Below are 13,250 nucleotides of genomic sequence, written 5' to 3' on the forward strand. Positions count from 1 at the left end.
ACGGGAGGGGACACAGCGATGGCCTACGAGGACCGTACGTACCACGGCATCCAGGGAGAGGTGTGCAAGCTGAAGTTGCTGGTCACGGGGCTGGTGTGCGTGGGCATCGGGATGCGCGTGCTGGTCACTGGCAGGTGACTTTGGTGAAGATCGTCGGTCAGCGGGCAACTTCGCGGTTCGTGAGGACCAGCAGGGCCCGGACCAGGGCGGTCGCCCAGGAGGGGTCGGTGCGTACCTTGCCGAGGATGCGCCAGTTCTTGAGGTGGGCGAAGCCGTGTTCGACGGGTGCCCGGACGGCCGCCAGTGCCGTGTTGGACAGCTTCTGGCCTCGTGTCAGGGGCCGGTTCCGAGCGGCCTTGTAGCCGGTGATCACCGCCGGGTCGGCGTCGGGGCCGCCGTCGTCAAGGCCGACGAATCCCAGGTCGGCGATGGCTCCGAGCCCGACTTCCCGCAGTTTCTGAGTGAGCTTTTCGTGCCGACAAGCGGTGATCTCCGATGTGCGCCCCGGGCGGGCCGCCGAGATCCACAGCAGTCGGCCCCGGTCGTCGGTGAGGGCGATCACGAGCAGGCCGTGGCATTTGTTCTTGCCGGAGTAGTTCTTCCGGTTCTCCTTCCCGGTTCTGCGCCGGGTGCGGATCACCGATCCGTCCAGCAGTACGATGCCGCCGCCCATTCGGGCGATCTTCTTCAGGGCCCGGTCCAGGCGTGGGGCGCGGGCGGCGAGCAGGCCGACGACCTCGCGGACCCAGCGGGTGACGGTGGTGCGGTGCACTCCGTTGCCGCCGGCCAGGTCGCCGGGCCGCTGGTCACAGCGCAGCACCGCCAGCACGATGCCGGCGATCTTCCCGGCGGGCAGGACGCGCCACCGCGAGCCGATCTTCTTCAGGTGGCCGCGTATCAGGTCGGCGAGATAGTTCAAGGTCGCGCTCGACAGCGGCAGGCGGGCGGTGTAGACAAGGCCGTCAGGGCCCTCGGCGAGACCGTTGTTTTTCGTCACACAAACTCAACTACCGTCGGGGGCCCGTCAGTTACGGACGCGCCCCTCACGGCTACGGACGTGCGCTGAACCGCCCGTCGCCCCGCTTGTACAGCCAGCCGCGGTCAGCGAGCTTGGTCATCTTCGCCCGCAGCGGCTCCAGCTTGCCGCGCACCGAGGCGTCCAGACCCAGCCGCTCGCCGACCGCCCTGACCTGCACCGGGCCGTCGGCCTCCCGCACGATCGCCAGGATCTTGCGGTAGTCGCCGGGCAGCGCGCCCTCGTCGGCCGCGTCGCTGCGGTGCGGGATGAGCAGGACTGCCCGCCCGGCCACCTTCGCCGATACCGGAGCGACAGCCTCGGCATCTGCCTGAACCTGCTCGGCCAAGCGGTTCAACACCCGCTCCGCGATCGCCAGTTCGTCCCGCTCGACCTGGACCTCCTGAAGCTGCTTGGCCAACTCCTCGGCGAGGGCATCCAGTTCGCTGCGACGAGCGGTGATCCACTGCCGCTCCTGCATCCCGGGCCCTCCGGCGATCTCGTTGCGTGTCGACCTGCCGACGGATCGTAGGCGGCGGCCGGCCGTGGGCGCAGCCGAACCAGATATCCCGCCGGAGCCGGACCTGCCCGACGATCTACGCCATGGTCATCGGCCGCCGACCGGCACGAGTACCCCACTCGTAATTCACACCAGACCCGCGACCTGCGACTTCACGATGCACACCGCTCAGGGAGTCGGCAGCGACGAGGACGAGTGGCAGCCCGCCCGGCTCCTGGTCGAAAAGCCCGAAGACGGCCCCACCCAGCGCGAGAACGTCACCGTACTGCGCGAACTCAAAGCCCAGGACGAGGACGAACTGGGCGGCTACGGCTGGGGCTACAACGGCGGCGGCACCAGCCGCACCGCCGCGGCGGTCCTCGCCGACGCCCTCGACCTCGGCACCCCGGAGAAGGCCGGCCTGTCCATGAGCGAGTGGCCTCAGGACGACACCCTCGTCGCGCTCCGCGAGGACTTCTGCACCGACTTCCTCTCGCAGTTCTGCGACGAATGGCGCCTGGGCCGCGCCGCCGTCCTGCGCTGGGCCCGCGGCTGGTACCTCCAGCGCGACATCGCCGAACTGCCCGACGCCCTGCGCCACCTGCCGCCGCTCGTGGACATCGACGTCTGAACCATGGCCAAGCACACGATCAAGAAGACGCCCCCTCTGTCCGCCGACCGCGTCCGGGCGGGCTGGCAGGGCCCGGCCGGCACCCGCATCCGCCTGGCCCGCCCCAAGGACGCCGAGGCGGCCGACGCCCTGATGGCCACCTCCGGGGACGGCGTCCGGTTCATGCCCATCCTGCGCACTGCCATCGAGGACGGCACGGCGGCCTCGGCCATGCTCGCCGGACTGGGCAGCAGCAGCACGGACGCGTACTACGACGCCGCCTCCGCCGCCTTCACCGACCGGCCCATGAACGAGGCCCTGACCACCGTCTGCCTCACGCTGGTCGCGGCCGACGAACAGGACCGCACCGTCGGAGTCATGTCCGCCACCGCCCCCATGCAGCGCAGGACTCGCGCACTGCAGAGCCTGATGACGGCTCCGGGCGCTGAGCGTCCCGGTGAGGAGGCGGGCAGATCCCGGTGACACCGTCGCTGTCCGTGCCTGCCGCGGCGGTCCGAGTCGGCGTTACGGGTCACCGCTGTGCGCTCCGGTGCCTGCTTGTCAGCCGGATGGCCTCGCCCAGTTGTCCGCCTCCGGGCAGCCTCACAGGATTGAGACGGGGATCTTGGGCGATCGTATCCCCGCACATGCGGCCGAGGTGATGACGTGTCTGAACGCCTGACGCTGAATGCGCCGATGGAACCCGTGACCGCCCGGCCCGGCAGGCCCACGTCACAATCTTCTTGGTGGCTCGCGGCGGTCGCGGTGGCGTTCATCACTGCCCAGCTCGTCCTGGTGGCGCCGGGAACCGGGCTGGGCTGGGACGAGACGATCTACGTCAGCCAGGTCGGCGGGAACGCCCCGCCGGCGTTCTTCAGCGCACCCCGCGCCCGGGGGATCTCCTACCTCGTCGCGCCCGTGGCCGCCCTGACCGCCTCCACCACGGTGATCCGCATCTACCTGGCCCTGCTGTCCGGGGGCGCCCTGTTCACCTGCCTGTGGATCTGGCGCAAGCTCCTGCCCATCCCCGTGCTGGCTTGCGCGGGTGCTCTGCTGGCCAGCCTGTGGATCGCTCTGTACTACGGCCCGTCGGCGATGCCCAACCTGTGGAGTGCGCTGGGTGCCCTGGCCGCCGTCGGCTGGTTCCTGCGGGCCGTGACCGGCACCGGTTACCACATGCCCGTCATCGGTGTGGGGGTGGCCGTGGCCGTGGTCACGCTCATGCGTCCCGCCGACGGGCTGTGGCTGGCGCTGCCGCTGGCCGCGTCGGCGCTGCTGGTGCCCGGCTGGCGCCGCCCGGTGGTGTGCGCCGTTGCCGTGGCGGGTTTCCTGATCGGTGCGGCGCCCTGGGTGATCGAGGCGTACACACACTACGGCGGGCTGGCCGCCCGGCTGCGACGGGCCAGCGAGATCCAGGGCGGCCTGGGCTGGCACCTGGCCGTGGACGACCAGGTGCGGGCCCTGGACGGGCGCGCGCTGTGCCGTCCGTGCGACGTGCCCTGGAAACACCCGGTCACCGCCGTGTGGTGGTTGGCGCTGCCGGTGTTCGCCGCCGGCGGCGTCGCGGCAGCCGTCCGCGCCCACCGCGGACCCTTCGCCGTGCTGGCCACCGGGTGCGCGGCATCGCTGGCGGCGCAATACCTGTTCATGATCGACTACGCGGCGCCCCGCTTCCTGCTCCCCGCCTACGCACTGCTGGCCCTGGCGGTGGCCGAATGCCTGGTCTTCCTGCTCACCGGGGTGCGCCCCGCCCTGCGGCCGGTGACCATCACCCTGCTCGCCCTGGCCCTGGCCGGGCATCTCGCCGTCCAGTACCGGGTGCTCGCCCACGTCGTCGACGGCAACCGCGCCATGCGCGAGAACTACACGGCCATCGCCGCCGCACTGCACCGGCTGGGCGTGCGCCCACCCTGCATGGTCAGCGGCTACCAGGCGATCCCCATCGCCTACTACGCCGGCTGCTCCTCACGCCAGAGCAGCGGCCACGACGCGAGCATCACCCCGGACGGGCTCACCGCCGCCGCACGCCGCACGCCGGTAGCGGTCGTCGTGGCCGGTGACGGGGCCCAGCCGCCTGGCTATGCCCGCACCTGGCGGCCCGCGGCCCTGCCGCCCGTGCGCGGCTGGGGCGCCTACCGTGTCTACCTGTCGCCGACCGTCGTTCGCCCTGCGAAGGAACAGGAGGCACCACGATGACCCAGGCCACCGATGCGCCACGCAGCCGCACAAACCGCGCCAGGCTGGCCCACAAGATCCGCTACGCCGTGCGGCATCCCGACCGCGTACGGCCCTATCTGCGCCGGGCTGCGCGCGACTGGAAGCTGTGGCTGACCACCCGCGACCACGTCGCCTACTACCGGGCCGTGATGAAGGCCGACACCGCCCAGAACCCCGCGGCCGCCGTCGGCAGTGCCTCCCGCGAAAGGTGGCTGGCGCTCGGTCGGATGCAGTTCGACTACCTGGTGCGGCACGGGCTCACCCCCGAGAGCCGGATGCTGGAAATCGGCTGCGGCAACCTGCGCGCCGGCTGGCGCTTCATCGACTACCTGGACACCGGCCACTACCACGGCATCGACATCTCCCCCGAGATCCTCCTCGCCGCCGGCGACACCCTCGCCGAGCACGGCCTCCAGCACAAGCTGCCCCACCTGAGCCTCGTCCGTGACCTGAGAGTGCGGGATGTGAGCTCTTGTCCGTTTCGTGGCTGAGGTTGGAGAAGGAGAGCTGGTCACGGAGTGAGGCTGGCCCTCAGGCTTCGGGGCGGGCGAACAGGCCGGGTTGGGGTTCGATGAGGATGCCCCGGCTGACCAGGCGCTTCAGTTTGGAGCGGATGCCCTCGGTGTTCCTCGGGAGGATCGGCAGGTCGAGGGCCTGGCAGAGGTCGCGGGCGCGCATCGGCCGGCCCGCGTCGGCCAGGGCGGTGAGGATCTGCTGGTAGGCGGGGTGGTCCGGGATGCCGGGGCGGTCCGGCCCGGTGGCGGGTGAGGGCAGCGGGAGAGTGAGGAGGGTCTTGCGGGTGATGCGCAGGTTCTCGCTCTCCGCGTCGAGTTCGCCGAGCTGCCGGGTGAGTTCCTCGATGCGGGTCCGGAACTGCCCGGCCTGGTCGGTCAGTTCACGCTCGCGGGTCTCGATGTGTTCCAGGATGGCTTTGACCTGTGGGTTCTCGCTCATGCGGTCCTCCAGGAGGCGAGGGTGGCTCCGGTGAGGCGGCGGCTCATGACGGAGGTCATCGCCCAGAAGACGCGGGAGCGGGAGGAGGCGGGCCGGTGTTCGTAGTCGCGTACGAGACGGCGGTAGAACATCAGGATCCCGTTCGTCTGCTCCACGATCCACCGCTTGGCCTGCGGAACGAAGCCCTTGTCGTCCGGGTTGCGCTCGACGATCTCGACGTCGATGCCCACGGTCGTGCCGTGCTCGACGACCTTCTTCTTGAAGCCCTGGTCGACCAGGGCCTTCTTCACCGTGTCGCACTGCGCGGCGACACCGTCCAGCAGGGCGATGCCGGCGGTGTTCTCGTGCGCGGAGGCGGGCAGGACCACGCAGTCAATGACGAGGCCCAACACGTCCACGGCCAGGCATCTCTTCCTGCCCGGCACCCTTTTCGCGGCATCCCGGCCCGTCGTCGTGGCCGGGACTCCGACGGAAGCGTGGACGCTCTGCGTGTCCAGGACCACCAGGCTCGGGTCGGCTAATCGCTTCCGCTTCTCCCGCAACTGCCAGCGCAGCAGGTCGTGAACGTCGGGGCCTGGTCCAGACCCTCCTCGTCGGCCGGGAGGGCATGGGGCAGGGGCAGCACGGTCGAGATCGCCTCCTTGACCGTCTGGCGGGAAACGGCGTGCCGGGTGGCCAGGAGCTCGGCAGTCTGTCGCCCGCGCGGTGGTCACGGCGGATCGCTTCGAAGAGTTCTGTTCCTGGCTCGGCCATCGTCCCCTCCCTGCTGTGTTTGCGGGTGCGGGTGGGGCGCTTGCCCCCCTCATGCTGCCCGGCTCGGCGTGGGTGTGCTGCCCACGCCGCGGAGAGCGGCGGCCGGCCGCCCGGAACGCGAGGTGGTCGCGGCAGAGTGCCGCTTCGTGACCGGTGCCTGGTGCTCGTGCAGACCGCAGGCGTGGGCTGCTTCGGTCACGGCCGTCTGGTCCCAGGGGCTCAGCCGCAGCGGGCGGGCGCTGGGCTGGCGCCCTTCCAGTTGCCCGAAACAGCGGGCCGCCTCGATCAAGTCCACCGCCCAGGTGGGGGCCGGGTGCTCTGGGCCACGGTTCGGTAGGGCCGGCGGGGCCGTGTGGGCGGCGGGCAACTGCAGTTGTGTGGCCGGGCAGCCGGTGAAGACGCGCACTGCCAGGGCCGCGGCATGGACGGGATGGGCGATACGCGTGTGGAGCCGGTGCGCGAGGAGCGCGGTCGGCTCGTCGGGCTCGGGCGGGAAGCGGCCTGCGGCGGGCAGCGGGAGCACCGCGCGGCCCAGGCGACGGGCCGCTGCCTCGATCACGCCGCGGCCGGGCGTACGGCGGGTGGGCAGCAGGAAGCCCGGTTCGCCCTCGCGGGGCGGGAACTGCTCGCCTGCCTCCCACCACGCGAACCGGCCTGTGGGCGGTGGCGGATCGGGCGTGGTGAAGGCGCGGTGGGCCGCGGCCAGGGTGTGCGCCTCTTCGTACCGGAGGGTGGCCAGCGCGGGGGCGAGAGCGGGCGGGAGTGGGCCGTGGCACAGCAGGGTCAGGCGGATTCGGGTGAGTTCCCGTAGGGCGAAGAGGTACTCGAAGTGCCGGGAGCTGATGCGATGGGCCCGGGTGACGATGAGATGACCGGTGCGCAGCGCGAGCGTCCAGGCGGCGAGGGCGCGCCAGGCGGTCTCGGTGTTACCGGTCCAGTACGTGCCGTCCTCGCTGCCGGCCAGGGGTAAGTGTTTGCCCATGCTGCGCAGCAGGTCGTGGGCCAGAGAGGCGGGTGCGCTCGCCACCGGGGTGGGGTGGACTGTGATACGGCCGACCTGGGGGGTGTGGGCGGCCAGCGCGGCGGCCATGAAGGCGTGGTCGTCGTGGGGATCGTGCACCACGGTGAGCGGGGGCAGGCCGGGGCGGGTGTGGCCGGGTGACCACGTGGGCTTCCACGGGCTTGTGGTGGTGTTGTCGGACGAGTCGGTGGTGGTCTCGGAGACGGCGGCCGTACGCGGAGGCGGCGTCATCGCGGCCTGGGCGGCTGTGGCGGGGCGGGCACCGGCAAGTGGCTGTCGGTGAATTCCGCGCGGGCTGCGTCGGCCTGGTGGACACGTCGGTGGGGTCCGGGGGCGGCCGCGGCGGGGCGGTGGCCCAGGACTTGGGGGCCGGCGGCGTCCAGGAGAGGGTGGGCGGCCAGGCCGAGGGCGAACAGCACGTCGGGGTGGGGAGCGGGCTGATTTCCGGCTGGGGCGAGCAGACGCCGGTTGGCCAGGCGCGGGATCTGATCGGCGGGCAGGTCGGGGGTGAGGCCGCGGGCGGTGCGGTGCAGCAGGCGGGTGAGGGCGGCGGCCTCACCGGGGGCGAGCGAGGCCGCGGTGTGGCCGGTGTTGTACATGTTCTGCCGCTGTGTGCCGGTGAGCAGGCCCGGGACGCAGGTCAGGTGGATGGTGGTGTCGGTGTGGATGAGCCGTTGCGGGCTGCTGGGCTGCTCGAGGTGTACGGCCAGGGCGGTGGCGGCGCGCTTGAGGCGGTGCGGGGGCCATTGAAGGGCGCAGGCCAGGTCGTCGGGGTGGATGCGACCGACCTCAAGCAGGGCCGCGTGCAGCACGGTGGCATGGGTGGCCGCCCCCGGAACGGAACCGCGGGAGGCCTGCTCGGGGACGCGCAGAAGGGACTCAGGTGAGGTGTCCAGCGCACGGGCGAGAGCGAGCAAGGCCGCGGCGGGGAGGGTGTGCGGGGTGAGGTGGGTGCCCCAGTCGGCGGTGGGGATGCCGGTCAGCGCGGTCAGGTCCTCGTCGGTGAGCCGGCACTGGGCGGCGCGGGTGCGCAGGAACATCAGGTCGAACGCGGCCACGGACGTGTCGCCGGGCTGCGGTGGCTGGTCGGTCACGGGTGCAGCTCCCCAAGGCGCGGCAGGACGTCGGGGGCGGATGGCGTGGGAGTGTGCAGGTGCCAGCAGCGGGCAGCGGTGTGCCAGTCGTCCTCGGCGTGGGGGTGGACCAGGGCGGGAACCGGAAGGCCCGCGTCGGCGATGAGGGCCTCGAAGCGTGGCGCGGTGCCGAAGCAGTTCGCGAACAGGCCGTGGTTGTCAGCGGTGCGCGGGGTGCGGCGGCGGAATTCGACCGCGGCGCGCAGCAGGGGGCGGGCGCGGGACGGGATCGCGTACAGGTGCCGGGGCCCGGGCTCCTCACCGATGTTGATCCGCGAGTCGCGGTCGATGGCCACGGTGGTGCCGTCCTTGTCGACGCCGGCGATCTGGGTCATCGACAGCAGCGACGTGTCGGTGCCGGTGAACAGCAGAGCCGCGATGGCGGCGGCGCGCAGCGGGTTGGGCAGGCGCACGGTGATCGTGTGCACGGTGCGCGGGGTGAGAGGCACGGTAGTCAGACCGGGCCCCGCACATCTGGTGAGGTCGTCGGGCACGTTGAGCAGCAGCGAGTGGGACAGGAAGGCGGCCTGGGCGCCGCGCACGCGGGCCACGGTGTGCTGGGCGCTGGGACTTGAGACGGTCAGCCGGGCCAGGAACAGCCGCACAGCCTCGGTCTCCTGCAGGGTGAAGGGGGTGGGCTCGGCCGGGTGGTCGGCGTCTTCGGTGACCTCGGGTGGGGTTGGCTGGAGTGACAGGGTGCAGGTCAGCCAGGTGCGGGCGGCGGCGTAGCCGGCGCGGTACTGGCCGTCGGTGTGCGCGAAGTCGGTGGCGTTCTGGCGGCGCCAGCAGTCCGCGCGCCACGCGGCCACACCGCTGCGGGGCAGCGTGGGCAGTTGGTGGGCGTGATCGTGCGGCGGCGGGCCGGTGCGCCGTCCGGTGGCGGCCGGGCCGATCGCCTCGAGAACGGCGGCCGTGCCGCGTACGGTCGCCACGTCCACCAACTCGGCGGCTGTGAGGTGTTCGAGCAGGCGCTGGAGGTCGGTCTGCTCCGGGGTGTGGGCGAGGAGGGTCAGGCGGATGCCGGTGTCCGCGCGCCACGCGGCCAGGCGGCGCAGCCGCTCGATGGTGAGGCGGTGGGCGCGCAGCATGATGACCTCATCCAGGCCGCCGCAGGCCAGGGTCCAGCAGGTCACCGCCCGCCAGGCCGGGTCGGTGGACATCCGCTCGGCCTCGGGGCGCAAGAATCCGTCGCGGCCCATGGCGCGCAGTACGTCCAGTGCGAGGTAGGCCGGGCTGGTGGTGTGCGGGGTGGGGTCGACGGTGATCCGCCCTTGGGCGGGATCGGCCCACTGGTAGGCGGCCCGGTGTACCGCGTGGTCGTCGTCGCTGTCGAGGAGCAGCCGTACCGGCGGCGGCGCCGGTGCGGCGGGCTGTTGTGGGGTGCGAGGGGGTGTGGTCATGGGCGCCGGCCCGGGCTGTCGATGCGGTCGACGACGGTCTGCAGCAGGCGCGCATCGGGTGCGGCGGCTGAGGTGGCGGCCAGGGCCCGCTGGGTGTGGTGGGTGAGCAGGACCCAGCGGCGCAGACTGCCGCTGGCGAAGCGGGCGTCCAGCGCCTGCAGGTGGCCGGGTGCGACGGTTTGCCACAGCGGGTGCAGGGCGGGCACTGCCAGGGGGATCTGGTCGCGGGTGAGCGCACAGAGGTGAAGCCAGGCGGCGGTGCGCGTGGCGAGCATCCGCTGGGCGCGCAGGTGCCGTTCGCCGCGCTGCCCGGCAATCAGGACCACGCACAGCCCGCCGGGGGTGCCGTCGTGCAGGAAGCGCAGGTACTCCAAGCAGGACCCCGACATCCGGTCGGCGTCGTCGACGACGACGATCCGCGGTGTGGCGGCCAGGGCGCGGCGGATCAGCGTGTCGGCGGCTCCGGGGTCGGCAGGCGGTGCGCCGGTCAGCTCGAGTGCGCCGTGGAGGCCGGCGCGCAGGTCCGCCGGCGCCGACTGGGCCCGAAGGTCAAGCAGCACAGGCGCGCCGAGACGGCGTGCCGCGGTGCGGACGGCGAAGGTCTTGCCGACCCCGGCATCACCCAGCACGCACAGGAAGCGCCGCTGGGCACAGGCGTCGGCGAGTGCCTCGCCCACGGCGAGCATGCCCGGGGTGAGCAGGGTGCGTACCCCGGGTACGGCGAGGAAGTGCAGGCCGGACGGGGCAAGGTCGTCCACAACGGCGAAAGGTTCGGGTGCTGCCGCCTCGGCCCAGACAGCCCGCGAGCAGGGCGCGGTGGTCAGCACCGTGCCAGGGCCCAGTCCACGATGGCGTCGTCGACCTTCTCCGCGCCGAAGTGCTGAAGTCCCTTCAGGACATGCTTGGTGATCCTTACCCATTCGCGGAAGGAACCGTCGGCATACTGGGTGTCGATCCGTTTCAGCAGCGCCTCGTCAACGTCCCGCCACACCGGGTGGGAGTCGGGAACGGTCGTGAGGACCTCCTCGGGGGACATCGCGAGGATCTCCAGACGAATGTAGATCCGCGAGGCCAGCGCCGGGTCGCTCTGCAGCGTGTCGTACGCCTCCCGGCCGCCGACGAAGAGGATGGCGGGCTTGGGGTCGCAGGTGTCCCACAGCTTGCGCAGGAACTCGAAGTTCTCCCGCCGGTACTGCTGGGCCTCGTCACACACGATCACATACGGGCGCCGCGGGAGGGTCTCGCGCAGCAGCTTGTCGAACGCGGTCGGGGTGCCGGGCATCTTGCAGGAGAGGTTCATCTGGTGGAACAACTCCTCGCGCAGGTCCTTCGGTCCCGGGCGGGAGCGGGCGAAGTCCAGCGGCAGGATCAGATCCGGGTTCATCTCCTGGATCGTGGCCCGGGTGGAAAAGCTCTTGCCGAGCCCGGCATCCCCGTAGATCACCGACATCGCCCGCGACTCGACGGTGTCGACGACGGTGTCCTTGATCTGCAGCAGAGTATCGGTAGCGACCAGGTGCGAGTCCGGAATATCGAGGAAGAACTGCGGACGCAGATCGGGCCGGCGGCGGGGCGCCGTGGCGGACCGGCCCGCGGCCGGCTCGGCGCGGCGCTGGGGCACGTGCTTGCGCCTGGGTGCGGTAGTCATGATGCATCCTTTGAAGACGGATCGGCGGAGGCAGTGGCCTGGCCGGGGCGTACCCAGCCGGCCGGGACGGGGGTCAAGGGCTGGTACGGCTCTGCGCGCCGGCGCGGCGCGGCAGGCGCTCGCTGGCTGGTGCCCGCGAGTTCGGCGAGCGCCTCTTCTTTGGTCATGCGGGTCGCAGAGACGGGCAGTTGGGGTTCGGTAGCCGGCAGATAACGGTCGTGTTTGCGCTCACCGGAGCGCTGCAGGGCCCTGCGTAGTTCAGCGCTGTGCTCCTGGCGGTCGGCAAGGACCTTGGCGCGCAGCTCCTCGGTGGCCTCGTCGCTGAGGAACGCCCCGCCCAGGTAGCGGTCGCCACGGAAGGAGTACAGGTCGATCTCGTGGCTGTGGTGCGGCATCCACCGAACCCGCACCTCGACCCCGATCCGGCCGACACCGTTCTCGGGCATGTAGCAGCGGCCCGCGAACTCCACCCCGTGACTGGTGATCTTCCGGGGCCGGTGGTCGCTCTCCAGCATGAACGCGCGCAGCTGGGCCGGGGTGGGCTCGGGGCGGATCTCCGTGGGGTCGGCCAGCCACGCCTCAAGCGGCGTCACCCCGGTGCGCTTCACCACGTGCTTCGTGTTGTGCTCGGTGACCCACTCCCCCAGGAGCTCCACGAATGCCTCGAAGGTCAACGGCGGGTCCGTCTCGCCGACGCGGCGGCGGTGATCGAGCAGGGGCGCCTTGGTGTAGCGGGGCAGGTCGGCGAAGAAGCGGGTCATGCTGGTGCGGTTCAACCGCTCAATACCGCCCTTGTGGCGGGCGCTGCGCACCCGGTGCACAGGGACACCGAGAAGCCCGAAGGCCCGCCGGACCGTCTTGGACAGGAAGTCGGCGCCGCCGTCGACCCGCACGAGGTGAGGCAGTCCCCCGGCCGGCCCATAGGGATCCTCCCGCAGCACGGACGCCCGTACGGCCGCCAGGACCGAGCCGCGGTGCGCGGAGCCGGCGGTGACCGCCCAGCCCATCACGTAGCTGGTGCCGCGGTCCTCGAACCAGGTCACCCACACCTTCGACAGCTTCTTGTCGGGCATCATCACGACGAGCGGGGCCTGCTTGTGGTCCCCCTCCCACACCTGGTTCCGGGCCACCGCCGGCCGCTGGAAGGCGGGGTCGAAGCCGCGGGCGGCAGGAATTCCCTCCCGCAGGCCCGCCATGAAACCGGGGTCGAGGTCACGGGCGATGGCGTCGTGCAGGGTCGTCAGACCGATCGGCTTCTCCCCCGCTTCCTCGGCCACGCGCACCAAGTGCTCGTGAGCGCGTTTGACGTTGCCCTGGTAGTCGGCGAGAACTTCGATGATCTCGTTGGTGATACGGAACCGGGAGCGTTCCGGCTTCTCCGGGCTGCCGGTCTTCTCAGCGCTCGCCAGCCAGTCCCACACCGTCCTGATGTGCACGTTCAACGCTTCGGAGACCAGCCGCACATGCGCCGTTGTCAACTTCCCCGCCCTGCGCAGCCCTAACAGTTGAGCCACCGCGGCAGGCCGTAACTCATCCCGACGCCGCGCCAAGCCGTCGTCCATGACCCCCCAGGCATCACTGGTCACCGGAGCCGGCAACCGCGCAGAGCACGAACCGGCAACAGAGCAGTGATCACAGCGTCAGCCTCCGGACAGTCAACAGCCGCCCTATATAGGGCAGTTCACGCAGCGCCCCGTGGCAGGCGTTACGGACATGACACTAGAGCCGACACCCTCGACAAGTGTCCGCGTCGATCACCTGGGCGGGTGTCACCGATCCGATTCGCCCCGGCCCGACCCCTTCATGCGCTATAGAGCCCACTTCAAAGGAGGTTCGACGAACACTGCACTGGCCGATTCGGGATCACACCACCGCTGATTCGGGAAAGCACCACCAAGATCAACCATCTGAAACGTCGACTGACCAGGACAAAGACGAGTCAGCATCAGCGGTGGGGAAACCCGAACATCTCGATGGTCTCTTCCCCGAACCTCACACCC

Annotated in this window: 13 protein-coding genes and 2 pseudogenes; 5 read left to right on the forward strand and 10 right to left on the reverse strand. The window is 71.2% G+C overall.

What is annotated here, in order from left to right:
- Positions 1-157: 157 nt before the first annotated feature.
- A complete protein-coding gene (locus SZN_RS21060; RefSeq protein ID WP_007498338.1) occupies positions 158-997 on the reverse strand; it encodes a transposase family protein in 840 nt (279 codons plus the stop codon).
- A gap of 52 nt (positions 998-1,049) precedes the next feature.
- On the reverse strand, positions 1,050-1,496 hold the full coding sequence (locus SZN_RS21065; protein ID WP_007498344.1) for a hypothetical protein: 447 nt from the start codon (positions 1,494-1,496) through the stop codon (positions 1,050-1,052).
- A 196-nt stretch (positions 1,497-1,692) separates the two neighbouring features.
- On the opposite strand from SZN_RS21065, the gene SZN_RS21070 reads away from it, so the two are divergent.
- The 4 genes and pseudogenes from SZN_RS21070 to SZN_RS21085 form a co-directional block, all read left to right on the forward strand.
- Complete coding sequence (locus SZN_RS21070) at positions 1,693-2,145, forward strand: DUF6166 domain-containing protein (RefSeq protein WP_007498350.1); 453 nt, start codon at positions 1,693-1,695, stop codon at positions 2,143-2,145.
- Positions 2,146-2,148: 3 nt separating this feature from the next.
- A complete protein-coding gene (locus SZN_RS21075; RefSeq protein WP_007498352.1) occupies positions 2,149-2,607 on the forward strand; it encodes a hypothetical protein in 459 nt (152 codons plus the stop codon).
- 213 nt (positions 2,608-2,820) lie between these two features.
- Positions 2,821-4,320: a hypothetical protein gene (locus SZN_RS21080; RefSeq protein WP_106432695.1), complete on the forward strand. Its 1,500-nt coding sequence runs from the start codon at positions 2,821-2,823 to the stop codon at positions 4,318-4,320.
- Positions 4,317-4,799 (forward strand): annotated as a pseudogene (locus tag SZN_RS21085) (class I SAM-dependent methyltransferase); the annotation flags it as partial. The gene SZN_RS21080 and the pseudogene SZN_RS21085, both read left to right, overlap by 4 nt.
- Positions 4,800-4,872: 73 nt before the next feature.
- Here SZN_RS21085 and SZN_RS21090 read toward each other — a convergent pair.
- The 8 genes and pseudogenes from SZN_RS21090 to SZN_RS21125 form a co-directional block, all read right to left on the reverse strand.
- Positions 4,873-5,295 carry a hypothetical protein gene (locus tag SZN_RS21090; RefSeq protein WP_007498355.1) on the reverse strand — a complete coding sequence of 141 codons (423 nt, stop codon included), beginning with the start codon at positions 5,293-5,295 and terminating at the stop codon, positions 4,873-4,875.
- Positions 5,292-5,861 (reverse strand): annotated as a pseudogene (locus SZN_RS21095) (transposase); the annotation flags it as partial. The pseudogene SZN_RS21095 and the gene SZN_RS21090, both read right to left, overlap by 4 nt.
- A gap of 236 nt (positions 5,862-6,097) precedes the next feature.
- A complete protein-coding gene (locus SZN_RS21100; protein ID WP_007498357.1) occupies positions 6,098-7,300 on the reverse strand; it encodes a hypothetical protein in 1,203 nt (400 codons plus the stop codon).
- Positions 7,297-8,163 carry a hypothetical protein gene (locus tag SZN_RS21105; RefSeq protein WP_007498358.1) on the reverse strand — a complete coding sequence of 289 codons (867 nt, stop codon included), beginning with the start codon at positions 8,161-8,163 and terminating at the stop codon, positions 7,297-7,299. Before SZN_RS21105 ends, SZN_RS21100 begins: the two co-directional genes overlap by 4 nt.
- Positions 8,160-9,602 (reverse strand): carboxymuconolactone decarboxylase family protein, encoded by a 1,443-nt coding sequence (locus SZN_RS21110; RefSeq protein ID WP_007498359.1) that lies wholly within the window; start codon positions 9,600-9,602, stop codon positions 8,160-8,162. The genes SZN_RS21105 and SZN_RS21110 overlap by 4 nt, the downstream gene beginning before the upstream one ends.
- Positions 9,599-10,360 carry an AAA family ATPase gene (locus SZN_RS21115; RefSeq protein ID WP_007498360.1) on the reverse strand — a complete coding sequence of 254 codons (762 nt, stop codon included), beginning with the start codon at positions 10,358-10,360 and terminating at the stop codon, positions 9,599-9,601. The genes SZN_RS21110 and SZN_RS21115 overlap by 4 nt, the downstream gene beginning before the upstream one ends.
- A gap of 62 nt (positions 10,361-10,422) precedes the next feature.
- Positions 10,423-11,250, reverse strand: a complete 828-nt coding sequence (locus tag SZN_RS21120) for an AAA family ATPase (RefSeq protein WP_007498362.1) — start codon at positions 11,248-11,250, stop codon at positions 10,423-10,425.
- Complete coding sequence (locus tag SZN_RS21125) at positions 11,247-12,728, reverse strand: Mu transposase C-terminal domain-containing protein (RefSeq protein WP_244313403.1); 1,482 nt, start codon at positions 12,726-12,728, stop codon at positions 11,247-11,249. The genes SZN_RS21120 and SZN_RS21125 overlap by 4 nt, the downstream gene beginning before the upstream one ends.
- Positions 12,729-12,991: 263 nt before the next feature.
- On the opposite strand from SZN_RS21125, the gene SZN_RS41990 reads away from it, so the two are divergent.
- A partial coding sequence (locus tag SZN_RS41990) for a hypothetical protein (RefSeq protein ID WP_208865831.1) occupies positions 12,992-13,250 on the forward strand: 259 nt, incomplete at its 3' end.

This window comes from Streptomyces zinciresistens K42 (assembly GCF_000225525.1).
Lineage (GTDB): Bacteria > Actinomycetota > Actinomycetes > Streptomycetales > Streptomycetaceae > Streptomyces > Streptomyces zinciresistens.